This window comes from Streptomyces sp. NPDC005963 (assembly GCF_040638655.1).
Lineage (GTDB): Bacteria > Actinomycetota > Actinomycetes > Streptomycetales > Streptomycetaceae > Streptomyces.
In genome coordinates this window covers 13,255-35,172 of sequence record NZ_JBEXVD010000034.1, presented here as the reverse complement: position 1 = coordinate 35,172, position 21,918 = coordinate 13,255, and the positions used below count along the sequence as shown (strand labels likewise).

Genomic DNA, 21,918 nt, shown 5'->3' with positions numbered 1-21,918 from the left:
GGTTCAGCTCCAGTCCGTCTTCATGCTCCGTTGAACCTTCAATTTCTGGCGGATCGGGTGTAACAGTTCTGATGGGGCATCACGGGTTCACTTCCCAACGGACGGGGGGTGCCTGAATGGATGTTGACATTCAGTAGGCCCTCCTACACTATGAGCACACCGCAGCGAAACTTGCACACTTGGAGGTCTGGTTATGGCGGAACTCTTTACTCCCGCGTCTCTGGCGGTTCAGATCCCGGGCGGAGAGGGGGAGGGAGAGGACTTCACAACACTGGACGGACTGATCACACTCCACATCGATGAGCGTGAGTGTGACTTCCACATCGACGCGCGCCCCGGGTATCGCCCGAGGAGCATGAAGGCCGTGCTCACTGCGGCTGCCCGTCGAGGGATCGAACCCCTCGACGAGGATGAGTGTGACCCCGAGATCTTGGAGGACGGAACCGTTCGCATCTACTGCGCACAGACCCCCGCGCACCCCTCACGCAAGCCGGTGGGGGCCCACCCTGCCACCTGCGTGCCCGCCGAGCTCCTCCCCCTGAAGGGGGCGCTCGTATGGCGTTGAACCTGATGGAAGTACAGGCGAAGCACCCGAACTTGACTGTCCCACGGGACGGCTGGGGGCGACCTCTCGTTGTGCCGGCCGAGGGAGGCAGGCCCAAGGGTCACACCCGCGTGACCACGTTCATCGACTGCATCGAGGACAAGTCGAACCTCACCGACTGGCTCTGCCGCATGGTTCTGCTCGGCGCGATGGTTCGCCCCGATCTGCTGGAGCTGGCGCGCAGTCTGGACCCGGACGACCCGGTCGACAAGAAGAAGCTCACCGCCCTGGCCGAGCAGGCCAAGGACGCGGCCGGCGCGAACGTCAAGTCCCGTAAGGGGACCTACCTTCACGAGTTGACCGAGTACGTGGACCGCGGGGAGCCGCTCCCCAGGGCGATCTCGGAGCAGGATCTCGACGACATGGCCGAGTACGTATTGGCTACGTCGCCGCTGGAGGTGGTCGCCGCCGAGCAGTTCGTCGTTGTGCCCGAGCTGTCCGTGGGAGGCACCTTCGACCGCCTGGCGCGCTACGAGGGCCCCGGCCCGGACGGCAAGCACATCTCGGGCCAGTTCATCACCGACACCAAGACCGGCTCCCTGGAGTACGGCAGGCTGAAGGTGGCGTCGCAGCTCGCGACGTACTCGCGCGGGAGGCTGTACGACCACAGCAAGTTCCCCGTGGACACGGACGACAAGAAGGCGTTCGCGGCCTGGAAGAAGACATCATTCCCTGCGGACCAGGCAGCCGAGGCGTACTCGGAACTGCCTCCCGTCAACCAGGACTGGGGCATAGTCGTGCACCTGCCGCAGGGCGAAGCCACGTGCAAGCTGTACTGGGCCGACCTGCGTATCGGGTGGGCCCTGGCCAATCTCGCGCTCACGATCCGTCAGACGCGCAGTATGAAGGGGGCGTTGACCCCCTTTGTGACTCAGGCCACATAACCCACGAGTTGCTTCTCCAGCCCCAAGTGTGTAAGTTTAGCAATGCAGACGGGGTGCGGAGCACGAGGCGCCTGCTAAAGTAGCACACACGCCTCCTTTGAGTCCCAAGAGCAAGACAGCCGAGAGAGGAGCACGGAAAACAGTGGGCGAGATCAGCATCACGATCAAGTTTTCGGGCGACAAGGACGCCACGTGGGCGACCTTCCGAGGGACCCCGGGGGAGGTCAGGGCGGAAATCCTGGCCACCTTCGGGATGGACCCCGCCACCCAGCAGGGACTGAGCCTGAGCAGCGTCATCGTCAACGCCACGAGCATCGCCCACGGCAAGGGGGTGATCGCAACGGCGCTCGGCGCAACGGTCGTCGAGGAGACTGCCACGGGCGGGCCATCGAAGCCCGAGGGAGACCCCTGGGCGGCAGCCGCAGGCGGCCAAGGGGCCTCTACTGGGGCTGAGAGTGCGAGTGCGGCTGCCGAGGACCCCAACGCCTACATTTTGGGCCAGATCGAGAAGGCGACCACCGTTCAGGGCCTGAAGAAGCTCTGGGCGGAGAACCAGGGCTTCTTCAAGGACTCGGCCGTCATGGCGGCCTGGAAGGCGAAGGGCCGGTCACTCCAGGCGCCAGCCGCGTGAGCCGGGTGACGGTGGTGAGCACCGTGACCTATGTGGTCGAGCTCGACATCCCGCTCGGCTTCCTGGTCGACGAAGAGGAGCTGGCCCGCGGTCAGGCTGCTGAGATCGAGCGGGAAGCCCGATCCAGCTTCCGGGGCAGCACAGCGAAGCTGACGTCTGTGAAGGCGACCTCGGTCGCGGTAGCGGAGAAGGTCTGGTGAAGGCCGGCATGTTGCCGGCCTGCTGCATCAGTAAGTGAAGAATCACACCGTAACTGCCGCGTAGGCAACGAGCGAAGGAGAACAACACAGTGGCTCTCAACATCATCGAAATTCCGATTCAGGGCGGCGGCTGGTTCAAGCCGAAGGAGAGCGTCAACGCGGTGGCCATCCTCATCGAGGTTCACTCGTTCGATCGTCAGCGGCCCACCCCGAACGGGCCGAAGGACAGCGCGCTGTGCGACGTGACGGTCTTCCAGGATGCAGCCTCGCTCGCGGCTGGCACGCCCCAGATCGCCAAGGGGCAGAGGATCGAACAGACCGTCCTCGCCCGTGACCTGGAGACCATCGTCGGCGGTGCCACCATCGTGACGCTGGATCAGGTCCCTCCGAAGAAGCCCGGAGCCAATCCGGCCTGGGTCTGGCGTCCCCTCACGGACGCTGCGGTGCGCAACGGCGTGATCGAGTACGCCAACCGGCGTGAGGCCGCGGCCGTCTCGGCCGCGGACGACGCGCCGGACTTCGACTGACCTAGTGTGCAAGTGTGACAAGCGACAGAAAGGGGGGCGATGACGGGGCATCAGCCCCGCGCGGCGAGAGCCGCCAACGCAGGAAGGAGGTCGGCAATTGCTTACTCCTGGCAGGTCCCTGGCGCTCCATGCCGAATCGGGCCGTGAGCTCCCACGCGTAGAGGCGTTCGAGGCCCTGTACGCCATGGGTGTGAGGCCCAGGCACGGTGAGGTCGTGATGATCGCCGGTCGCTCAGGCACGCAGAAGAGTGGGTTCGCTCTCTTCTGGGCGGCGATGATGAACCTGCCGACGCTGTACTTCAGTGCGGACATGTCCGCCTTCACCGCGTCCTCGCGACTCGCGTCCATGATGACGAAGGACACCTCGGCGATGGTCGAGGCCGGCATGGCGGAGGGCGGCAAGTACCGCCAGGGCTACATCGACGCCCTGGCTAACCTGAACATCACCTTCTCGTTCGGCTCGCCGATCACTTGGCGTGCCGTTGACGAGGAGTTGGAGGCGTACGTCGAGCTGTGGGACGCATACCCCGAGGTCATTATCTGCGACAACTTGATGGACTTCGAGGGCGCAGAGAGCGACTACACCGAGCAGATGGCCGTCATGCAGGGGGCTACCGAGCTCGCCCGCCATACGGCCGCCACGGTCATACTCCTACACCACGCGAGTGACAAGGCGTGGGAGGCGAAGACATCCCCCTGGAACCCGCCGAGTCGTGACCAGATCAAGGGCGGCCTATCCGAGAAGCCTGAGCTGTCCCTGTCGGTCGCGCTCGACCCAACATCGATGGCGTACCACGTGGCCTGCGTAAAGCAAAGAATGGGTCCCTGCGACCCGACCGCGCAGCGCTACGCCACGATGATCTGTGAGCCGGAGTTCACTCGCTTCCGAAAGGCGGAGATCCGGCAAGTCGCAGCGGCTCAACCGAAACCCGCCGAGGAGTGGAGCCCGACCAAGGTGGCGCTCAATCTCGGTTCCTAGGTGTGCAAGTGTGACAAGAGACGCCGGGCCCGCCCCGGCCCTATCGGGAGGTGGTGTACGAGGTGAGCAATAGCATCGCAGCGCGCAACCGGCGCAACAAGCGCAAGGGTGCCGACTGGGAGTCGGACTTGCGTGACGGGCTTCGGTCCGAGGGGTTCGACGTCGAGTCTCTGCGCCTGGCCGGCAAGGAGGACGAGGGCGACCTCGTGATCCGGGAAGACGACGGCAAGTATCTGGTGATCGAGGCCAAGAACGCGAAGTTCGAGCCCGGCGTCTTCCTCGGCGAGGCGATCACTGAGCGCGAGAACTTCGCCAAGCACCGCGGCCTGGACATGGAGAACGTCGAATCCATCGTCATCGTCAAGCGCCGCGGCAAGAACTGGCGCCATGCGTTCGTGCTCACAACAGTCGAGGACTACCTCGGGCTGGCCCCCCAGTGAACGCGACCGAGGACAGCATCGCCGCCTTCCTGGCCTACGACGTCGACCCCGAGTCGGACATCCTCGCCGTCTTCCGCATCGAGCGGGCGTACGAGGTCGACACGAGCGACATCGACCATGGGTGGCTGCCGTGAGATGGCGCCGGGTGGAGGAGCGCTCCAGTGGTGGAGGCGACGACAGCAAGCCGTCGCTGACGGCGACACTGCATCACTTCGAAGTTGACTTCAACGACCAGCGCAACACCGGCATGGCCAAGTGCGCGCTCCATGACGACAACACCCCGTCAATGTCGTATCGGCTCGACGAGGGCCTGTGGCGCTGCCACTCCTGCGGCAAGGGCGGCGACAGCTACACGCTGATCATCGAGTACCACCGCGACCAACTGGGCAAGGAGATCGCCTTTAAGGGCGCGAAGGACTACGCCCGCGAGCAAGCGATCGAGGAGTGTGCGACAGGGCCTCGCGAGGAGAGCTACGCCAGTCGCTACGGGGGCGGCCATCGGGCGTCGAGCAAGAAGCCCGACCGGAAGCCAGGGGGCGGCTACGTGCCGGCCTGGAAGCGCAAGTAAGGAGGAGAACCAGCTTGGCCGAGCACGAACCGCTCACGCCGCTCTCGCAGTCCCAGAGGGAGATGCTGGAGGAGGCGGTGAGCACCTATCAGACGCACGTGACCGCCGAGGCCGCCAAGTATCTGATAGACCGCGGTATCGGGCGAGATGAGGCGCTCGCCTTCCGGCTCGGGATCGTCGCCGACCCGGCACCTGGACACGAGAGGCACCGAGGGATGCTCGCCATCCCCTACCTCGGTCGGGACGGGCAGCCGCTCACCGTGCGCTTCCGCTGCCTGAGCGAGCACAACCACCGCGACTACTTCCACGGCAAGTACAACACCATCAAGGACGACACCCCCCGCATGTTCAACGTCGGAGCCGTCCACCGCGCGGGCGACGAGATCCACGTCTGCGAGGGCGAGCTCGACGCCATCATCCTCAACAAGCTCGGCCTGCCGGCTGTGGCCATCCCCGGCGCCAACATGTGGTTCGGGCGGCATCGAAGGATGCTCGCGGGGTTCAGCCGCGTATGGGTCTGGGCCGACCCGGACGACGCGGGCGCCGAACTCGCATCGAAGATCACTCGCGCGCTGCGTTCCGCCAAGTCGGTACGCCTGCGCGCTGACGTCACAGACACCTACCTGGCAGAGGGCGCAGACGCGCTGTCCGCCCTGATGAAGTGAGGAGCCCTACCGAGTGACCGACACCGAAACCGTCACGCCCAAGCCGAAGCGAGTGCCCCGCAAGCCTGCCGACCCGTTGATCAAGATCGTAGACGAGGTGTTGCGCGCCGGGATCGCCAAGATGGGCGCCACGACCCCTGTGCCCGCGTTCAGGAGCCGCCTCAATGAGGGGCGAGCATCCGCCTGGTCCCGCGAGCACGTGAAGACCGGCGCACTGGACGCCCTGCTCCTGTCCCTCACTTTCGAGGTCGGAGCGGCGCTCAACCCGGTCGAAACGCGCCACTCGCTCATTCAGCTCGCCGCCGCGGCCTTGGCCGAGGTCCAGCGCATCGATGAGGCGGCTAAGTGAAGCCGATCGACGCCGCCCTAGCGGCGGCCCGCAAGGCAATGAACGCAAAGGTCGGTCGGCTGTTTCCTGGCGACCTAGTTCACGAGCTAACCGACGTGGTTGTGGGTGCGTGGTCGTCCGCATTCCTGGTCGCGTACGCGGACGAGCTGGAGCGCCATTTCCCTGACCCCAACCCTCTCGCCTCCGTCTTTCAGCCCTACGTCGTGACGCGCATCGCCGAGAACACGCGCAAGCTCGCGACGGCGTACGAGGTGCTGGCTCGACCGGACTCGGAGGCGACTAAGTGATCCCCGGCTTCGAACTGAATTGGGACGAGATCCCCTTGGCGCGCGAGGTCATCTATCCGGGCAAGCGGCCGGTCGACGGCCAGCCTCACGAGATGGTCGTCGAGGACCATGTGGACGACGGATTCACTGTTGTTCACATGCATGACTGCCTCGACCAGTGGGGCGATGTGGGCTGCGACATCAACTGGAATGAGGAGTGGGTCGGGCTCGACTCGTTCTTCCATCGCGCCGACATCGAACACGGGGTGACGACCACGGATGGCCTGATCCCCGGGCGCTACTGGGTTGAGGCTTGGTCCTCGGAGTTCTACTGCCACAGCTACGGCGTGACCGAGTATGACCACGGCGTCGCGCTTCTCTACCCGGAGGAGGCCGAGTGAGCCACGATCTGACGCACGGCCGGCTGGCCTATGTCGTACCCAACGGTTCCGGCGAGGTGGTCCTCGCTCGCTTCACGCAGTACGACGACGAGGAGCGCGGCTACTTCGCCTACTTTGGCGTCCAGCACAACGACTGGCCCGAGGGCGTCGAGATCGTCGAGCTCGCCGTGGTGAGGCCGGTGTCGTGATCTGTGACCTCGAACCCTGGTGTGGCGGGGAGGCCGGCGACGATGTCTGACCTTCCCGGCAAGCCCGGCCCCAAGCTGGAGGCCATTCACGCCTCCCTGGAGGACTCGGAGAAGGCCGCGCTGGTGCAGGCGCTCGTCGAGTCCCCCATGGCCGCAGAGGTGATCGCAGCCATCCTCACAACCAACGGCTACACCATCTCCCCGTCAACCATCCGCACATACAGGCGCGCACTGCGCAGAGAGGGGGTGAACAGTGTCTGACCTGACCGATGCACTGCTCGCCAAGCCGACCGCGCCCGCGGTCGCCGGCAGGAAGACTGACCCAGAAAAGGACTTCACCAAGCAGATCGAGGTGAGCGGTGACGAGGCTGCCGTCACGGTCCGGGGCGAGTCCTTCGAGGACAACGAGACCGCGGCCACCGCGGTACTTCAGGGGCAGGGCCTCGATCCGGCTGAGTGGACCGTCACGGGCCTTCGCTCCTCAGAGTGGACGATGGCGAACGGCAGCACGGGCGTGAGCACCCGTTTCACTTTCGTGCGCAGGTGTGCAAGTGTGACAATGCTGGAGCGGCCCCCGCTCGACGAGCTCTTGGCCGCGATCGACACTTCCGCGCCGGATTTCAATTTCGACGAGGAGGAGCGGGCAGGGGACCATACGTTCATCGTTAGCCTCGGCGACATGCAGTTCGGCAAGATCGACGGCGATGGAGTGGAAGGCACGCTCCATCGGACAATCCACTGCCTCAACCGGGCCGCCAAGCTGCTAGCCCTGTACCGGCTGCGCTTCGGCATCGGGCACGTGCACATAGCCTGGCTCGGCGACCATACCGAGGGCTTCGTCTCACAGGGCGGCGCCAATACCTGGCGGACACAGCTAACACTCAATGAACAGATCCGCCTCACTCGGCGCGTGATGCTCCATGCCCTCCTGACGTTCGCGCCGATGGTCAGCCGCCTGACCATGGCCGCGGTTCCCGGCAATCACGGCGAAGCGGTACGGATCAGCGGCAAGGGCGTGACCAGGTACGACGACAGTCACGACACCGAGTCCTTGATCGCAGTCAAGGACGCGGCCGACCTGAACCCTGAGCGGTTCGGTCACGTCGAGTTCTACGTCCCCGACACGGACGAGTTGACGGTGGTCGTCGAATGCTCGGGCACGGTGGTTGCCCATGCCCACGGCCACCAGTGGCGCCCCGGAAAGCATTGGGAGTGGTGGCGCGGCCAGGCGTTCAACAAGGCGAGCGCCATGCATCAGGCGGACGTTCTCCTTGCTGGTCATCTGCACCACGAGCACGTCGACAGTGACGGCCCGCGGACGTTCATCCAGCCGCCCGCCATGGAGTCAGAGAGCACATGGTGGCGGCACTCCAAGGGGACGACCGGAGCCCCCGGCCTGATCGTCGCAGTAACCAAGGACGGGCGCGTCCCCGTAAAGGAGGTGGTGAATCAGTGAACATCATCGAGATTACCAACGCCTACGACACCGCCGAGGAGGCGCACACTGACTGGTCGGTGGTGACTGAGGAGACTGCCGAGATCGCCCAGCGGGCTGCCCGTAAAGCGGCCGAGCAGTTCGGTGCAGCGTTGGAGTACGAAGATGCCCACCAGGAGGCGTTGTTGCTACTTGCGACACGCCCTGGCGCAGCCAGGACGGCCCTGGAGATGGGGGCGGGCGTCCTGTATCGATGGCTCGCGCAGAGGCTGCGAGATGCTCACCTGACGGAGGCTAAGCGTCGCTCAAAAGTGACGTCGTGGGAAGAGAATCGGTCCAGGCTCGTCGCTGCGGGGGAGTGCTGAGTGGCATACACCCGCAACCTAGTCGAGCACGTCCTCCCGGCAGTGTGGGACGCCGAGGCAGCGTACGGAATCAAGGGCGAGCAGGTGGCGGATGCCGATATGCCCAGGGGGTACAGAGACCCCAAGAAGGGCAGCCCCCTCTTCGCCCACCTCGCCGACGTCCGGCGCGGATGGAAGGCGGCCGACCTCACCGTGATCGAGCGGCAGTCACTACTTCTGCGCTATGGCCTGGACTGGGAGTACGCGGAGATCGGCGCCACGCGTGGAGTGCGAAAGCAGTCTGCACAGGAAGCCACTGAGCGAGCAGTGGGAAAACTGACTGCCTGGCTCAACGGCGAGCCATACATCGATGGATACGACGCGCAGACGCATCCCGACGAAGTGTGAAGACGGGCAAGGGGCAGTCCACTCGGGCTGCCCCTTGCAGTGTTCAGGGGCTGGAGGGCCCTCCCGTGAAGTCGAGCAGCGCAATCACCGCTACGCCGATGAGTGCGCTGGTGGCACAGGCTCCGGCGCCACTTCCTACGCACGTCAGCACCGGGGCGCCAAGCGCTGCCAGCATGACGCCAGCCACAAAGCCGACGACGAGTGAGAACAGGACGCAGACCGCGACAGCGATGAGCTTCTTCTGGTTTGCGCTCACCGACGCTCCTTCACAAAGGAGGCGATTGGTGAGCATGACAGTGCTCGACCATTCGCCCATTCAACGGACGTTTAGACCGCTATCGCACTTACGGTGGGATGGCGGTGGTCGAGCTCTGTCTGATCAGTCCAGACAAACAAAACTCAGAGGCTGGTTACTCACGGCCCGTGGCTCGGTCTCCGGGCGGACTGACTCCTGGAGGGTCGATCTAGCTGCGGTGTCGTCCACAGCTGAGATGTCGGGAACGTATCACGATCGCCCCGTCGGGGGCACAGAGAGCCCCCAGCTCAACAGCCGGGGGCTCGGATGGTGTTGAACCCTTCGGGGTTCGATAGTAGGGAGCTACCGCCCGTAGGGGCAGGGCTGCCCCTCTCGCGGGCAGGCGACCAGGGCTCGGGATACGTACCGGAGTGTCTCCGAGTAGTAGCCCCAGACCGCATCGGCGCCGCGGCTGACATCGTCCTCGACGTACGTCATGCGCTCGGCGAGCGGAAAGTGGACCTCGTCGGCCGCCTCGTTCTCCGCGCCACCCGTTCGCATCCACTCGATGGCCGACCCGGCACCCTCTGGGGTGTTGTCGAACGTCTCAGCGATATGCCGGGCCGGCTTGCGTAGCCAGTGCGCGATCTCCAGCGGCGGAACAGGCTGGCTAGGGTCGTTCCTGGCGTTGTCGTCGGGTCGCGCGTGCCCTACCCAGGCGTATGCGTGCCAGTGTTTCGCTACCATCGGCGCCCTTTCAAAGAAGGGGCCGACCCCCACGGTCGGGAGTCGGCCCCAGCTCGCGTCACACGCGAGGGTATCGCTTAGCTTTCGTACTGGCGCCCGTCATCTCCGTCGCCAGTCGGGGGGTTGGGTTCCCCGCCGTCGTCCTCGTCTCCGCCGATCAGGTGCAGGTGATGGTCAGACATTCGCATCCCTTTCCTTGCAGGAGTGTTGCAGTGAAGCCCTCCCTGGAGGCCCTGCGACTATGGCCAGGCGTCCAGGGAGGGGTGGGAAGGGTCCACCCCGGGGTGCAGGGGTTGCGGCGGGTGGGCGCCGCGCCCGGGGTGGACCGGCTCAGGAGGGGGTACCCAACAGGGCGAGCCAGACGACTAGCCCGCAGGCGAACACCATGGTGATCGTCATGATCGCGCCGGCTTGCTTGCTGGCGGTGCGCCGGACCCACTGGAAGGCACCTCGGACCCAGTCGACGGCGCGGCACATCACGGGCGCCTGCCGTTCAGGTCTGCGCTGAGCTCCTTGTGGGGTTTGAGGGGGCCCACGTCTTCCGGCTTGGCCTCCCACTCGACACCCCCTGGCAGGGGGCGCAGTTGGACGCGACCACTCTGTATGTCGGTCACGATGCCAATCCGATTGAGCTTGCGATCAAAGGCCGGGAGGCCAATTTCGAACTGGGGGTCGTCGTTGCTCGCCATGACCACGAAGTTACGGGTGGTGACACTTCGCGGCCAGGCGCGTAGCGATGCACTTCTGTCGACGGCCCGTCAGAAGTGCATCGGTGAAATGCAGTTAGGGGTAAAGCCCCAGGTGGGTGCCTACCTCGCGCATCTCTGTCGTGAGGGTGCGGCGCTTCTTTACCACCTCTTCGAAGGTGGCGGCGGCCGACGATTGGTGGCGGAACCACTCGGGCGCGATGCCGGCCAGGCGCGTCAGTTCTTCCATGGCTGCGGTGGGGTCGCCCGACCTGACGTACGCACGCGCAAGGTCGAGGCGATAACGGTTCCCGTCGTTCGTGCTTGGTCCGCCGAGGCGTTCCCAGGTCGCAGGCTGAAGCGCGGGCTCATCCCTGGACTTGCGGACTACAGACCGGGCATCTCCTGCGATCATGTAGTCCTCCAGTTCCTTCATGGCTGCGGTGACGGGGCCGAACCGCGACCAGTGGCGCAGCAGGTTCTTGTGTGTCTTGCCGACCGCTTTTGCCGCGGTCCCAGCTGCTTTGCGAAGGGCCTTGGCCTCCTTGGGGCGGTTGTTTCGCATCGCCGCAGCTGCCGCCTCCATGGCCAGGCCGCCCCAGGTCGAGTAGTCGTCGTCAGTGGCCCCCGCGATCCTCGGCTCGACGATGTCCATGGTCGCGACCGCGATGTCCTCGGCCTCGTCGAACCGCTCGGTCCGTACGAGCAGCCAGCACATCCCGCCGACCCCTGACGCTGCCACAAGGTCATTGCCGGCCGCCTTCGCGTCCTCGATGGCCCCCCTGGCGGCTACGTGAGCAAGGTCAAACTGTCTGATTTGTGTCAGGTACCGCCCGGTCAGGTTAAGGACTCGCGAGCGTTCCACCAGAGCGTTCGCGTGCTCCTCGCCTGAGTCGTAGTAGGCCACGGCGTTGTTCGCCGCCCTAATGAGCGTGGGCAGGTCCGCAGCAATGGACTCGTACGAGTCCCCGAAGTACAAGACGGATTGATCGTGAGTCATGCGCCGCAGCGCACGCAGGTTGGGCTCATCCCCTATCGGCGGACCCGCGGGGGCGAGGCTGGGTGCAGGAGTGAGCGCGATGCGGAGCTCGCGCAAGTTCTGGCTGTTGGGGTCCTCGTGCTGAATCGGGCGCGGCGGCCCGGCCGCCATGAGGTCCGACGTCTTTACTCCCAGGACCCGTGCCAGTGCGTGAAGCGTCTCCATCCTGACTCCGTCGCTGCCCTGCTCGACCCTCCGCACGGGCCCCACCGAGAGGCCGGCGCGGTGGGCCAGCTCCTCCTGGCTGAGCCCCCTGGCCCGCCTGTACTTCCGCAAGTTGTCCGCCAGCTCGTCCGACATGTGCGTCACCACCCTTCCTTTGCAGGGTATTCCCCAGAAACGAGTGAAGCCCCCGCGGAAGGCGGGGGCTGGCTCGTCGGTCGTGGGTCAGGTCTTGGCGATCTGGAACTCGAAATCTGAAGTGGTTCCGCGTATCCCCTTCGTTGAGGCGATCACGTTCTTCAGCTTCTTGGCGAGCGCCTCGTAGAACATGCTGAGCGGGAACTCGTCGGGAAGCACGTCGTCGACCAGTTTACGGGGGGGCTGGGTCAGGTCGAGGGCGTCGGGACCCTTGGCCCAGCGGGAGCCGGGGTGCGGGGAGAGATAGGTGGAGACCAGGTCGTACGCCGCGAACCAGTGGACGAGCTTGGGGCGGTCGATGCCGTCGCGGTAGAGCTTTTCGATCTCCCCGCAGAGCTGGTTGGTGACCTGGGGCGCCCGCTCCCAGTCGATCTTCAGCTTGTTGTCCGTCCAGCGCACCACGTTGTGCTGGTGAAGGTAGGCGAAAAGGAGCTGGCCGCCGAGACCGTCGTAGTTGCGAACGCGTTCGCCGGTGACCGGGAAGCGGAACATCCGGTCGAACAGCACGGCGTACTGCACGTCACGGCCCTGTGCGACGCCGTCGGCCTCCAGGCGCACGGCCTCCTTGAAGGCGGTGAGGTCGCAGCGCAGCTCCTCCAGCCCGTACATCCAGAACGGCTGCCGCTGCTTGATCATGAAGGGGTCGAAGGGCAGGTCGCCGTGGCTGTGCGTGCGGTCGTGGACCATGTCCCACAGGACGAACGCCTCTTGGCAGCGCTGCTGGTCCTCGACCATCTCCTCGATGTCCGCGGGGAGTTCGAGGCCGAGGATGTCGACGGCCGCGGTGGTCACGGCGCGGAAGCGGGCGGCCTCGCGGTCGCAGAAGATGCCGCCCCAGGTGAAGCGCTCGGGAGCCTCACGGACGGCGATCGTCTCTGGGAAGAGGACGGCGGAGTTGGTGTCGTAGCCGGAAGTGAAGTCCTCGAAGGTGATGCCGCAGAAGAGGGGGTTGTCGTACCGGGTGCGCTCCAGTTCGGCCAGCCAGTCGGGCCACACCATGCGGAGCACGACCGCTTCGAGGTTGCGGTCCGGGTTGCCGTTCTGCGTGTACATGGGGAAGACGACCAGGTGCTGGCGGCCGTCCGCACGCGATGCGGCGGGCTGGAAGGCGAGCAGGGAGTCGAGGAAGTCCGGCACGCCGAAGGCACCGTCGGCCCACTTGCGGAGGTCGGCGACCAGCGCGCGGTGATATTCGACGTCGTGCGGCAGGAGGGGCGAGAGCTCCTCCACCGCGTCGGCCACCTGGCCGAGCACCGTCTCGACACCGGCGCGGGTGGGTGCACCGTCGGCGTCGAAGTCGATCGAACCGTCCTTGGACTGCCAGACGCGGATCTCCTCGACGGCATTCTTGAGCCGGGGCCAAGCTGGGTGGTCCACTACCCGGTCGGCAATGGATATGGCCGCTACAACAGCGTCCTGCACAAGAATTTCCGTCATGTCACTTCCTCCACGGGAGAACCTCGCGTCAAGACACCGTATCCATTCGACCTTCTTTCGGACAAGTGGCATCTAGCAAAATATCCTGCATCCACCCATGATCACCGGAAGGTTTCCGGTAGGTGAGGTTACCCGCGATGTCTTCCGCCATTCCTTTCCTCATCCGGCCATGCCATCGCTCCCTTCTCGCGAGCCCCTCGGCGCGGGCTCCGGCAATCCGCCGCACCCCGTCCGCCCCGACGTCAACGGATCCGAAGGCGCGCCCACGAACGGATGACGTCCCTCCTCCCAGGGGACCACGAAGGGCACCGGCGGACCACTTCACCCGACCGTGCGTGCACCATTGCCCCGCCCGTCCCGGCTACTAGGCTGCCTCCTTGCCGAGCGGCGCCTTCAGGCAACGCCGCACGGGATCCGCCGTCGACGGAAGCGAGAGAATCTTGACGTTCCTCACCATCGGTCATCGCGGGGTCATGGGCGTGGAGCCGGAGAACACCCTGCGCTCCTTCATCCGGGCAGAACGGTCCGGGATGGACGCGATCGAGCTCGATCTGCATCTCAGCAAGGACGGCGCACTCGTCGTCATGCACGACGCGGACGTGGACCGCACGACCGACGGAAGCGGCCCCATCGCCGAGAAGACACTCGCCGAGCTGCGCGGACTGGACGCGGGCCAGGGCGAACGGGTCCCGGTGTTCGAAGAGGTACTCGACGCCGTGCACGCTCCGCTCCAGGCGGAGATCAAGGATGTGGCGGCGGCCCGCGCCCTCGCCGCGGTCATCCGCAGCCGCGACCTGCTGGACCGGATCACCGTCTCGTCCTTCCACGACGAGGCGGTCGCCGAGATCGCCGCACTCGTACCCGGCGTACAGACCGTGCTGATCGCGAGCAGATGGGAGGCGGACATCGTCGACCGGGCCAAGGCCGTCGGCGCGGGCACGCTCGCCCTCAACATCCGCAGGCTGACCCTGGAGACCGTCGAACACGCCCATGAGGAAGCGATCGCGGTGATCGGCTGGGTGGTGAACACCCAGGAACACCTGCGGTTGGTCCGAGCCCTGGAACTCGACGGCGCAACCACGGACTATCCGGCGATCAAGCGCACCGGCCGCTTCACCGCCTGACGCACGGCGGGTGCCGCCCGATCCCTGCGAGCGGATCGGGCGGCACCCGACAGGTAGTACGACCCCGGGGCGAGGTCCTCAGACCAGATCCTCAGTCCAGACCCTCAGACAAGGTCCTTCACCAGCAGCTCGAACGCGAGGTCGTCGCGGAGCGGGATGCCGAAGCGCTCGTTGCCGTAGGGGAACGGGGTCATCGTGCCGGTGCGACGGTAGCCGCGGCGCTCGTACCAGGCGATGAGCTCGTCCCGCACCGAGATCACGGTCATCTGCATCGAGCTCACGCCCCACGTCTCGCGCGCGGTCCGCTCCGCTTCGGCGAGCACCCGGCGCCCCAGCCCGCCGCCCTGGGCCTGTGGCCGCACCGCGAACATGCCGAAGTACGCCGCGTCACCGCGGTGCTCCAACTGGCAGCAGGCGATCAGCTCCCCCGCCCGTTCGACCGTGAGCAAGCGACTCCCGGGGGCCGAAATGACCCGACGGACGTCGTTCGCGTCCGTGCGCCCACCCGCGAGGAGATCGGCTTCGGTCGTCCAGCCGCCCCTGCTCACCTCGCCCCGGTACGCGGAGTGGATCAGCTCGACCAGTGCCGGCGCATCGGCCTCCACCGCGTCCTTGAAGGTGATCTCGTCGGGCTCACGGGGTGGTGCGGTATCCATGGCGGCGCTCTCCTACTTCCTCCGCACGGGGCGGGCGGGTACACGAACTGTGCTCGGCGGGTACGGACGCCCCGAGGGTACGGGGTGCACCCAGCCGCGCGTACCGGGGTGGATGTACTGCACATCTGCGCACCCGCGGGCGAACGCTCGCCACCGCCGTGCTCCCTGCTCACCCCCGTGCGCCCCGGTGCGCTCCTCCTCCCGATGGGCATCGACCAGACAAGGGGAACCAGGTGTCCGGGACGTCGGTGGAGGGGGAAGCGGCCATGCACGGACCCGCAGTGTCCGGCTGGCTGCTCGTCGCCCTCTGCGCAGGGACCGGCGCCTACGGGCTGGTCCAGCTGCGGACCCGTTCCGGCCCGAGCCGCGAGGCGGTGGGTGGCGAGGCGCTGATGGGATGCGGCATGGCAGCCATGGCGGTCCCGACCGCCGCGTTCGCCCCACCGGACTGGGCCTGGACGGTGTACGCGGTGGTCTACGGCGGTGCCGCGATCGCCGCGTTGCGTGCGCTACACCGGGGCGTGGACCATCTGCACCATCTCATCGGCTTCCTCGCCATGGTCTACATGGCGGTCGCGATGGCCTCCGGCACTGCGCACTCCGGCCATGCGGCGGGCGGTCTGCCCCTGCTGACCGGCGCCCTGGTGCTGTACTACACCGGCTACGTGCTGGGTGCCGCCGGACGGCTCGTCCCGACCGGCGGTGCGGTACGACCCCGCCCCCTGGAGGTGCCGACGGAAATGCTCGCCGCCTGCCGACTGGCCATGGGCACCGCCATGTTGGCCATGCTGCTGATGCTGTGACCCCCTGCCGCACCACACGGAAGCAGAGGCTCCTTCACCTCTTCACTCTTTCCGAACATCGCTTCATTCTGGGCATTCGACCATTCTTGACGGCCGAAGACGCTCGGAAACCGTGGCGTACGTCACTTGCCGCGCGTGATCGGACCCACAGACAGTTCGGTGCTCATAAAGTGACGAACATGTTGGTCTCCCTTGTGCTGCTGACGCTCGGAGCACTGGCCGCGGTGCTGGCGCCGCGGCTCGTGTCGCGTGCCGATTGGCTGGAGCGCGAGCCGATCGTGGCGTTGTGGGTATGGCAGTGCGTGGTTGCCGCCGTACTGCTCTCCTTCGCGCTCTCGATGACCTTCAGCGCGGCTGCGGCCTGGCAGCTGGTACGAGGACAGGTCTTCGCGCCCGCGCCGAGCGCCGTCGTGGACGCCTATGCGCTCGGGGCCGACGAGCCCTGGGCCGCAGCTCTCGCAGTGGCCCTGGCCTGCGGCGGTCTCTGGACCCTCGCGATGCTCACCCGGGAGATCACCGGCGCCCGGGCTCGGCGCAAGCGGCGTCGCGCCGAGCTCTTGGTGCGCGCCCCCCTGATGCCGGGCGAGGCTACGGCGGGAGATCGACTCGTCGTCCTGGAGGGCGCCCGCCCGGGGGCCTGGTGGCTACCGGGAGCCGCGCCACAACTGGTCATCACGACGGCTGCATTGCGCCGTCTGAAGGGTCGGCAGCTCGATGCCGTACTGGCGCACGAGCACGGGCACGCACGCGCCCGGCACGACTGGCTCCTGCACTGCTCGGCCGCCCTGGCGAACGGGTTTCCGCAGATCCCGGTGTTCGCCGCATTCCGTGATGAGATGCACCGCCTGGTGGAGCTCGCCGCGGACGACGTGGCATCGAAGCGGTTCGGACGGTTGACGATCGCCCTCGCCCTGGTGGAACTCAACGAGGACCGCGGAGTGTTCGGGCCCTGTCCGACCCCCGACGCCCAGCTCCCGCAGCGCGTCCACCGGCTGCTGTCCGCAACGCCGCGACTGACTGCCGGCCGCCGGCTCCGGCTGACGGCGGCGGCGGCGTTCGTCCCGGTGGTTCCCCTGCTCGTGGCGTTCGTGCCCGCGATCCTGGCCCTGGGCTAGTTACACGGAGTTGTGCAATCGACGCCGGTACATCGCGCCATAGGGGGAAGATCCTCCCCATGCCCTCCCCACGCTCCACATCCCCAGTTCGAACGACATCCCCTCCGTCTCCGTCGAAGCTCCTGAGTGCCGCAGTCGCCCTGACCGTCGCGGCGGTCGTCCTCCTGGTCCTGGTCGCCGTCTCCTGGTCTCCCCTGATCTCCTTCGACCGTTCGGTCTCCACCTCCTGGCACCGCTGGGCCGTCGACTCACCCGACCTGGTCCGGTTCAACCGCGTGCTCAGCGACTGGGTGTGGGACCCGTGGACCATGCGCGCACTGGTCGCGGCGGCCTTCTGTTGGTTGTGGTGGCGGCACGAGCGACTGCTGGCGGTCTGGATCGCCGTCACCAGCGCGACGGGGACCTTCCTCCAGCAGGGCGTCAAAGCAGCGGTCGGACGGGAGCGACCCCACTGGCCCGACCCGGTGGATTCGGCACACTACGCGGCGTTTCCATCCGGTCACGCACTGACGGCGACGGTGACGTGCGGCCTGCTGCTGTGGTTGCTGGTCCGGCACGGCGCGGGTACCGCAGTGTGGCGGTGGAGCCTGATCGGTGCAGTCGTCTCCGTCATCGGGGTGGGGTTGACCAGGCTCTTCCTCGGGGTGCACTGGCCGAGCGATGTGCTGGAGGGCTGGTTGATGGGCCTGGCCTGGGTGGCCTTCTCCATCATCTTGTACGACCGGTACGTACGCTCCCGGGAGCGCTAGGGCTGCGTGACGCCCCCCTTGGACACAGCGCTGCCCGGACCGGGCGATCCCCCGCGTCGCCCGGTCCGGGCAGCCCATCCGCGCGGGCCTCGCCGGCCCGACGACGGAACGCGCTGAGTATATTGGCTCGGAGCCAGTCAACGCAGGAGTCCAGCATGTCCCCGCGTAGCCCATCGGTCAATGAAGAACTCCGCCGGCGTTCCCGGGAACGACTTCTTCAAGCAACGGTGGAGCTGGTGGGCGAACGGGGATTCGAGGCGACTACGCTCGCCGACATCGCTGACCGGGCCGGCTCGGCACGGGGCCTGATCTCGTACTACTTCCCCGGCAAGCGTCAACTCTTCCAGTCGGCCGTACACCGGCTGATGCACCGAACGCTGGACGCGGCCCTCCACCGCGAGCCGCAATCGGACGACGGGCTCGAAGTGTTGGCCCGTGCCATCGACGCCGTGCTCGGACTCGCTGCGGACCGCCCCCTCTTGATGCGGACGCACATGTCCGGAGTGCTCCAGGCGGAGGGGTTCGTGCAGTGTCCGGAACAACAGCGGTTGGCGGCGCTCCTGCGGTGCGCGGTGGAGCGCTACGGATCGCGTCAGGTGGATGTCGACTACCCGTTGTTGCGGGCCCAGTTGATGGGTGCGGTGTTCGCCATCGTGCTGCCCGGTGCTCCGATGCCGCTCGACGAACTGCGCGCGGAGTTGTTCCAACGCTACGGACTGGAGTGGGAAATGGGTGTTCCGCCGGGTGGCTGACCACCCGGCGGAACACGTCATGCTGTGATGAGTCCGATCAGAGATCAGTCACGATCGCGGTCGTGACCGTGGCCATGGCCGTGGTCATCATCGTCATCGTCATCGTCGTCACGGTCGAAGTAGTCGGGCTGGGTCTGGACGTTGAGCTCGTCCAGCCATACGCGCTTCGCCGGGTCCGTACGCCTGTCGTTGATCTTCAGGACGTCGAAGCCCTTGTCCATGTCGTTGGAGTAGACGTAGCCGTTGTAGTAGTACGCGGACCAGGAGCCTCCCGCGACGGACTGGGTGGCGGAGATGGGACCGCGCTCGAAGAAGCCGATCTCCTGGGGGCGGGACGAGTTGGTGAAGTCCCAGACGGAGACACCGCCCTGGTACCACGCCTGGACCATGAGGTCCTTGCCCTTGACCGGGATGATCGAGCCGTTGTGCGCCACACAGTTCTCGGTGGCGCCCTGGTGGCGCGGGATCTTGAAGTAGCTGCGGAAGATCAGCTTGCGCTTGTCTCCCTTGCCGACGAGGTCGTAGATGCCGTTGGCGCCGCGGTTCGGGCCGACCTCGGCGTTGCAGGTGGGCGAGCCGCCGCCACCGAGCTCGTCCGTGAAGACGACCTTGTTGGCACCCTGGTTGAAGGTGGCCGAGTGCCAGAACGCGAAGTTCACGTTGTCCTGGACGCGGTCGATGACCTTGGGACGCTCGGGGTCCTTGATCGAGAACAGGATTCCGTCACCCATGCAGGCGCCGGCAGCCAGGTCCTTCGAGGGCAGGACGGTGATGTCGTGGCAACCGGTGGTCTTGGAGACTCCGGGGTTGGTGGGCCCACCGGGGTTGCCACCGCCGTCAGGTCCCTCACCCGGGAAGAGCACCGGGAAGTTCACGACCTTGGCCTGCTGGGGTGCCTTCCGCGGCACCTTGATGATGGAGATGCCGTCGTGCGGGGGCTGGCAGTCGGGGAACACCGCCTGCGGGGAGTAGGAAGAGACGTAGATGTAGACGTTGCGGCCGTCGGGCACCAGGGTGTTGGTGTGCGAACCGCAGGCGGTCTCCACAGCAGCGACGTACTTGGGGTTGCGCTTGTCGCTGATGTCGAAGATCTTCATGCCCTCCCACGAGTCCTTCACGGTGGCGGACTGACCCGTGCTGGCGCACGAGCTGTCGCTCCGTGAGGAGTCGGTGGACAGGAAGAGCAGGTTTCCGGAGACCGAGATGTCGTTCTGGCTACCGGGGCACAGAACCTGCGAGACGGTCTTCGGGGACTTCGGGTTGCTGATGTCGAAGATCCGGAAGCCGTCATAGTTGCCCGCGAAGGCGTACTTGCCCTGGAAGGCCAGGTCAGAGTTGATCCCCTTGAGCGCGTCCTTGGGGATGTTGGTGATGTGCTCGACGTTCTTGCTGCGGACGATCTCGTCCACGCCGGGTATGTCACCGCTCTGAATGGCGGACCGGGTCTTGGACTGCTGGCTGGAGGTGGCCTCCTTCTCGACGGGGTCCCCGGGGTCGGGAACGGCGACGGCGGGGCCCGCCGTCAGCAAAGTGGCAAACAGTCCGGCCGCGGCGGCTGCCACGCCCAGACGTCTGCGCCGCACGCGGGTGGTGTGCAACAGGGTCACTGCGTCCTCCCTAGTATCCGTTCTAATCGAACGGTTCACGGACCCCGGCAGTATCTTCCTTTGCGTGGCCATATCAATAGATGGCTACACACACGTAATGAAAGTTTCTGATCGAGTCGCGTGGGAAGCGTGCTAGGACTGTCGCCAAACAGGCACCAAACGGTCGCCAAACATCGCAAGTGCCCCAGGAGGTATCCGTGTTCAACCGCCGACGGAATAGACGTGTTCGCATATCGGTGACCGGACTGGCCGTCACCGCAGCCGTACTCGCCCTGGGAGCCTGCGAGTCGGAGTCCGATGCACCTGCCAAGTCGAAGGGAACAAGCACCGCTTCAGTGGTTGCACCGGGCAAACCGGGCGAGCCCGCTCGAACTATCTCCGCGGAGGAGGCGGCCAAGTCCGTCCCCGACGACACTCCCAACGATGCCGACTTCGGCTATGCGGAGATGATGATCGAGCATCACAAGCAGGCGCTGACCATGGCGGCACTGTCCCCGGATCGAGCGTCCTCCGCCAAGGTCAAGGCGCTGTCCGAACGCATCGCCGCTGCCCAGAAGCCCGAGATCACCGCGATGCAGGGCTGGTTGAAGAACAACAGCAAGGACAGGCCGAAGGGTGGTGGCCACCACGAGCACGGCTCCGAACCGATGCCCGGAATGGCCACCGAAGTCCAGTTGAAGCAGTTGGGCGCCTCGAAGGGGAAGGCGTTCGACGAGCTCTTCCTGAAACTGATGATCGTTCACCACCAGGGGGCGGTCACCATGGCGACCGACGCGGTCTCCTCGGGGAACAACATCCTCATCCAGGAGATGGCCAACGATGTGATCGCCCAACAGACCAGCGAGATCGGCCGTATGCAGAAGTTGTGATGCCGTATGCGGAAGATGTGATCGAGGCTCTCCGCGCGCCCTCACTGGCCCCGGCGGCGGTTGTGTCGTGCGGGGAGAAGCCCCTCGTCGCGGGCACCGGCGATCACCCGTAGCGACTTGCGACGGCTGCGGCCAGTAGCACTCATCACGGCGAGGACGGGATCGAGTCCTTGCTGCTGGGCAGCCAGATAGGCGTCAGCGGCCCTCCGTCGTGCCGCCCGGCCGCGAAGTCGGCCGGCGCGGACACGGCGGTGGTCCGGCGCCGCCGACACGCCGTCGGTCCGGCCGGCCCGGACCTGCGCGAGGGTCAGCGTCCCTCGGCCCGTCGACGTGGGCTCGGGGCAGCGGGGTTCTTCGTCGGTCGCGCGTGGGGGGCCCTCGGCGAGCAGCCCCTCGACAGCGGCCCGGCACGCCTCGGTCAACGGGGTCGCGATCCGGTCGCCGAGCACCGCAAGGCTCCCCAGGGGGAGGGGCGGATCGGCGCGCAACTCCTCGACCGCCCAGTTCCCCCGGTCGGCCACCGCCATCACATCGAGCCGCACGCCGTCGGCGAAGGTCAGCCGAACGTCGACCCAGGACGAGGCCGACTGCTGCCCGGCACCCGACGGAGGAACGACGGTGGTCGTCACGGCTCCGCGCCCCTGCACTTCCCAGGCCGGGGGATACGGGAGCACCTCGTTCAGTCGATTCTCATCCGCTACACGAGGAGAACTACTTTCTTCCACAATTGGCACGTAACCAGTCAATCTCTGGCATATTGCTACGCCGCACTCGTTAATGACCCACAAGGCACCCTGTCAGCTCAGCTCCCCGGGGCCCGACCGGTGCCATGCTGGAAGCCCGGGTGGAA

The 21,918-nt window shown here is 66.3% G+C and carries 33 protein-coding genes; 24 read left to right on the top strand and 9 right to left on the bottom strand.

The genetic code is table 11. The annotated features are described in order from the left end of the window. The first annotated feature begins 193 nt into the window (after positions 1 to 193). From ABZ348_RS30920 to ABZ348_RS30835, 18 genes are all read left to right on the top strand, one after another. On the top strand, positions 194 to 565 hold the full coding sequence (locus tag ABZ348_RS30920; protein ID WP_358938678.1) for a hypothetical protein: 372 nt from the start codon (positions 194 to 196) through the stop codon (positions 563 to 565). A 110-nt stretch (positions 566 to 675) separates the two neighbouring features. Next, on the top strand, positions 676 to 1,488 hold the full coding sequence (locus tag ABZ348_RS30915) for a hypothetical protein (RefSeq protein WP_358938677.1): 813 nt from the start codon (positions 676 to 678) through the stop codon (positions 1,486 to 1,488). Positions 1,489 to 1,630: 142 nt separating this feature from the next. Next, complete coding sequence (locus tag ABZ348_RS30910) at positions 1,631 to 2,119, top strand: hypothetical protein (RefSeq protein ID WP_358938675.1); 489 nt, start codon at positions 1,631 to 1,633, stop codon at positions 2,117 to 2,119. Continuing rightward, a complete protein-coding gene (locus ABZ348_RS30905; protein ID WP_358938674.1) occupies positions 2,116 to 2,319 on the top strand; it encodes a hypothetical protein in 204 nt (67 codons plus the stop codon). Before ABZ348_RS30910 ends, ABZ348_RS30905 begins: the two co-directional genes overlap by 4 nt. An 89-nt stretch (positions 2,320 to 2,408) precedes the next feature. Then, positions 2,409 to 2,846, top strand: coding sequence for a hypothetical protein (locus ABZ348_RS30900; protein ID WP_358938672.1), 438 nt, complete (start codon positions 2,409 to 2,411; stop codon positions 2,844 to 2,846). A 214-nt stretch (positions 2,847 to 3,060) separates the two neighbouring features. Continuing rightward, on the top strand, positions 3,061 to 3,825 hold the full coding sequence (locus tag ABZ348_RS30895; RefSeq protein ID WP_358938670.1) for an AAA family ATPase: 765 nt from the start codon (positions 3,061 to 3,063) through the stop codon (positions 3,823 to 3,825). 62 nt (positions 3,826 to 3,887) lie between these two features. After that, complete coding sequence (locus tag ABZ348_RS30890; protein WP_358938669.1) at positions 3,888 to 4,265, top strand: hypothetical protein; 378 nt, start codon at positions 3,888 to 3,890, stop codon at positions 4,263 to 4,265. Next, complete coding sequence (locus ABZ348_RS30885; RefSeq protein ID WP_358938667.1) at positions 4,262 to 4,399, top strand: hypothetical protein; 138 nt, start codon at positions 4,262 to 4,264, stop codon at positions 4,397 to 4,399. The genes ABZ348_RS30890 and ABZ348_RS30885 overlap by 4 nt, the downstream gene beginning before the upstream one ends. Then, positions 4,387 to 4,833 carry a CHC2 zinc finger domain-containing protein gene (locus ABZ348_RS30880; protein ID WP_358938665.1) on the top strand — a complete coding sequence of 149 codons (447 nt, stop codon included), beginning with the start codon at positions 4,387 to 4,389 and terminating at the stop codon, positions 4,831 to 4,833. The genes ABZ348_RS30885 and ABZ348_RS30880 overlap by 13 nt, the downstream gene beginning before the upstream one ends. 14 nt (positions 4,834 to 4,847) lie before the next feature. Then, positions 4,848 to 5,498 carry a toprim domain-containing protein gene (locus tag ABZ348_RS30875; RefSeq protein WP_358938663.1) on the top strand — a complete coding sequence of 217 codons (651 nt, stop codon included), beginning with the start codon at positions 4,848 to 4,850 and terminating at the stop codon, positions 5,496 to 5,498. A gap of 13 nt (positions 5,499 to 5,511) precedes the next feature. Next, positions 5,512 to 5,847 carry a hypothetical protein gene (locus tag ABZ348_RS30870; RefSeq protein WP_358938661.1) on the top strand — a complete coding sequence of 112 codons (336 nt, stop codon included), beginning with the start codon at positions 5,512 to 5,514 and terminating at the stop codon, positions 5,845 to 5,847. Beyond that, complete coding sequence (locus ABZ348_RS30865; protein ID WP_358938659.1) at positions 5,844 to 6,134, top strand: hypothetical protein; 291 nt, start codon at positions 5,844 to 5,846, stop codon at positions 6,132 to 6,134. Before ABZ348_RS30870 ends, ABZ348_RS30865 begins: the two co-directional genes overlap by 4 nt. Continuing rightward, on the top strand, positions 6,131 to 6,514 hold the full coding sequence (locus ABZ348_RS30860) for a hypothetical protein (RefSeq protein WP_358938657.1): 384 nt from the start codon (positions 6,131 to 6,133) through the stop codon (positions 6,512 to 6,514). Before ABZ348_RS30865 ends, ABZ348_RS30860 begins: the two co-directional genes overlap by 4 nt. Continuing rightward, on the top strand, positions 6,511 to 6,702 hold the full coding sequence (locus ABZ348_RS30855; protein ID WP_358938655.1) for a hypothetical protein: 192 nt from the start codon (positions 6,511 to 6,513) through the stop codon (positions 6,700 to 6,702). The genes ABZ348_RS30860 and ABZ348_RS30855 overlap by 4 nt, the downstream gene beginning before the upstream one ends. A 42-nt stretch (positions 6,703 to 6,744) precedes the next feature. Next, the gene (locus tag ABZ348_RS30850; protein WP_358938653.1) at positions 6,745 to 6,963 is read left to right on the top strand and encodes a hypothetical protein; all 219 of its coding nucleotides are present in this window, start codon (positions 6,745 to 6,747) and stop codon (positions 6,961 to 6,963) included. Next, a complete protein-coding gene (locus ABZ348_RS30845; RefSeq protein ID WP_358938651.1) occupies positions 6,956 to 8,158 on the top strand; it encodes a hypothetical protein in 1,203 nt (400 codons plus the stop codon). Before ABZ348_RS30850 ends, ABZ348_RS30845 begins: the two co-directional genes overlap by 8 nt. Beyond that, entirely contained in the window at positions 8,155 to 8,502 is a 348-nt protein-coding gene (locus ABZ348_RS30840) for a hypothetical protein (protein WP_358938649.1), read from the top strand. Before ABZ348_RS30845 ends, ABZ348_RS30840 begins: the two co-directional genes overlap by 4 nt. After that, positions 8,503 to 8,889, top strand: a complete 387-nt coding sequence (locus tag ABZ348_RS30835; protein ID WP_358938647.1) for a hypothetical protein — start codon at positions 8,503 to 8,505, stop codon at positions 8,887 to 8,889. 43 nt (positions 8,890 to 8,932) lie between these two features. Here the strand turns inward: ABZ348_RS30835 and ABZ348_RS30830 are convergent, their stop codons facing one another. From ABZ348_RS30830 to ABZ348_RS30805, 6 genes are all read right to left on the bottom strand, one after another. Then, positions 8,933 to 9,145, bottom strand: coding sequence for a hypothetical protein (locus tag ABZ348_RS30830; protein WP_358938645.1), 213 nt, complete (start codon positions 9,143 to 9,145; stop codon positions 8,933 to 8,935). A 342-nt stretch (positions 9,146 to 9,487) separates the two neighbouring features. Further along, complete coding sequence (locus ABZ348_RS30825; protein ID WP_358938644.1) at positions 9,488 to 9,871, bottom strand: hypothetical protein; 384 nt, start codon at positions 9,869 to 9,871, stop codon at positions 9,488 to 9,490. A 330-nt stretch (positions 9,872 to 10,201) separates the two neighbouring features. Continuing rightward, positions 10,202 to 10,348, bottom strand: coding sequence for a hypothetical protein (locus ABZ348_RS30820; protein ID WP_358938642.1), 147 nt, complete (start codon positions 10,346 to 10,348; stop codon positions 10,202 to 10,204). After that, positions 10,348 to 10,485 (bottom strand): hypothetical protein, encoded by a 138-nt coding sequence (locus tag ABZ348_RS30815; protein WP_358938640.1) that lies wholly within the window; start codon positions 10,483 to 10,485, stop codon positions 10,348 to 10,350. The genes ABZ348_RS30820 and ABZ348_RS30815 overlap by 1 nt, the downstream gene beginning before the upstream one ends. Positions 10,486 to 10,654: 169 nt before the next feature. After that, positions 10,655 to 11,896 (bottom strand): helix-turn-helix domain-containing protein, encoded by a 1,242-nt coding sequence (locus tag ABZ348_RS30810; protein WP_358938638.1) that lies wholly within the window; start codon positions 11,894 to 11,896, stop codon positions 10,655 to 10,657. A gap of 87 nt (positions 11,897 to 11,983) precedes the next feature. Continuing rightward, entirely contained in the window at positions 11,984 to 13,393 is a 1,410-nt protein-coding gene (locus tag ABZ348_RS30805) for a DUF6421 family protein (protein WP_358938636.1), read from the bottom strand. Between the two features lie 440 nt (positions 13,394 to 13,833). Between ABZ348_RS30805 and ABZ348_RS30800 the strand changes: the two genes are divergently transcribed. Next, positions 13,834 to 14,517 (top strand): glycerophosphodiester phosphodiesterase family protein, encoded by a 684-nt coding sequence (locus ABZ348_RS30800; protein WP_358938634.1) that lies wholly within the window; start codon positions 13,834 to 13,836, stop codon positions 14,515 to 14,517. 104 nt (positions 14,518 to 14,621) lie between these two features. Here ABZ348_RS30800 and ABZ348_RS30795 read toward each other — a convergent pair whose 3' ends face one another. Further along, entirely contained in the window at positions 14,622 to 15,173 is a 552-nt protein-coding gene (locus tag ABZ348_RS30795; protein WP_358938633.1) for a GNAT family N-acetyltransferase, read from the bottom strand. Between the two features lie 266 nt (positions 15,174 to 15,439). Between ABZ348_RS30795 and ABZ348_RS30790 the strand changes: the two genes are divergently transcribed. The 4 genes from ABZ348_RS30790 (at position 15,440) to ABZ348_RS30775 (ending at position 18,592) form a co-directional block, all read left to right on the top strand. After that, a complete protein-coding gene (locus ABZ348_RS30790) occupies positions 15,440 to 15,976 on the top strand; it encodes a DUF5134 domain-containing protein (protein ID WP_358938631.1) in 537 nt (178 codons plus the stop codon). Between the two features lie 179 nt (positions 15,977 to 16,155). Next, on the top strand, positions 16,156 to 17,091 hold the full coding sequence (locus ABZ348_RS30785; RefSeq protein WP_358938629.1) for a M56 family metallopeptidase: 936 nt from the start codon (positions 16,156 to 16,158) through the stop codon (positions 17,089 to 17,091). A gap of 59 nt (positions 17,092 to 17,150) precedes the next feature. Further along, complete coding sequence (locus ABZ348_RS30780) at positions 17,151 to 17,840, top strand: phosphatase PAP2 family protein (protein ID WP_358938627.1); 690 nt, start codon at positions 17,151 to 17,153, stop codon at positions 17,838 to 17,840. A gap of 155 nt (positions 17,841 to 17,995) precedes the next feature. Beyond that, positions 17,996 to 18,592 (top strand): helix-turn-helix domain-containing protein, encoded by a 597-nt coding sequence (locus tag ABZ348_RS30775; RefSeq protein WP_358938625.1) that lies wholly within the window; start codon positions 17,996 to 17,998, stop codon positions 18,590 to 18,592. Between the two features lie 44 nt (positions 18,593 to 18,636). Here the strand turns inward: ABZ348_RS30775 and ABZ348_RS30770 are convergent, their stop codons facing one another. Then, entirely contained in the window at positions 18,637 to 20,199 is a 1,563-nt protein-coding gene (locus tag ABZ348_RS30770; RefSeq protein WP_358938623.1) for a hypothetical protein, read from the bottom strand. 236 nt (positions 20,200 to 20,435) lie between these two features. Here ABZ348_RS30770 and ABZ348_RS30765 point away from each other — a divergent pair, with 236 nt between their 5' ends. Then, the gene (locus ABZ348_RS30765) at positions 20,436 to 21,068 is read left to right on the top strand and encodes a DUF305 domain-containing protein (protein ID WP_358938621.1); all 633 of its coding nucleotides are present in this window, start codon (positions 20,436 to 20,438) and stop codon (positions 21,066 to 21,068) included. A gap of 41 nt (positions 21,069 to 21,109) precedes the next feature. Here the strand turns inward: ABZ348_RS30765 and ABZ348_RS30760 are convergent, their stop codons facing one another. Further along, the gene (locus ABZ348_RS30760; protein ID WP_358938620.1) at positions 21,110 to 21,697 is read right to left on the bottom strand and encodes a DUF6214 family protein; all 588 of its coding nucleotides are present in this window, start codon (positions 21,695 to 21,697) and stop codon (positions 21,110 to 21,112) included. Positions 21,698 to 21,918: the final 221 nt, after the last annotated feature.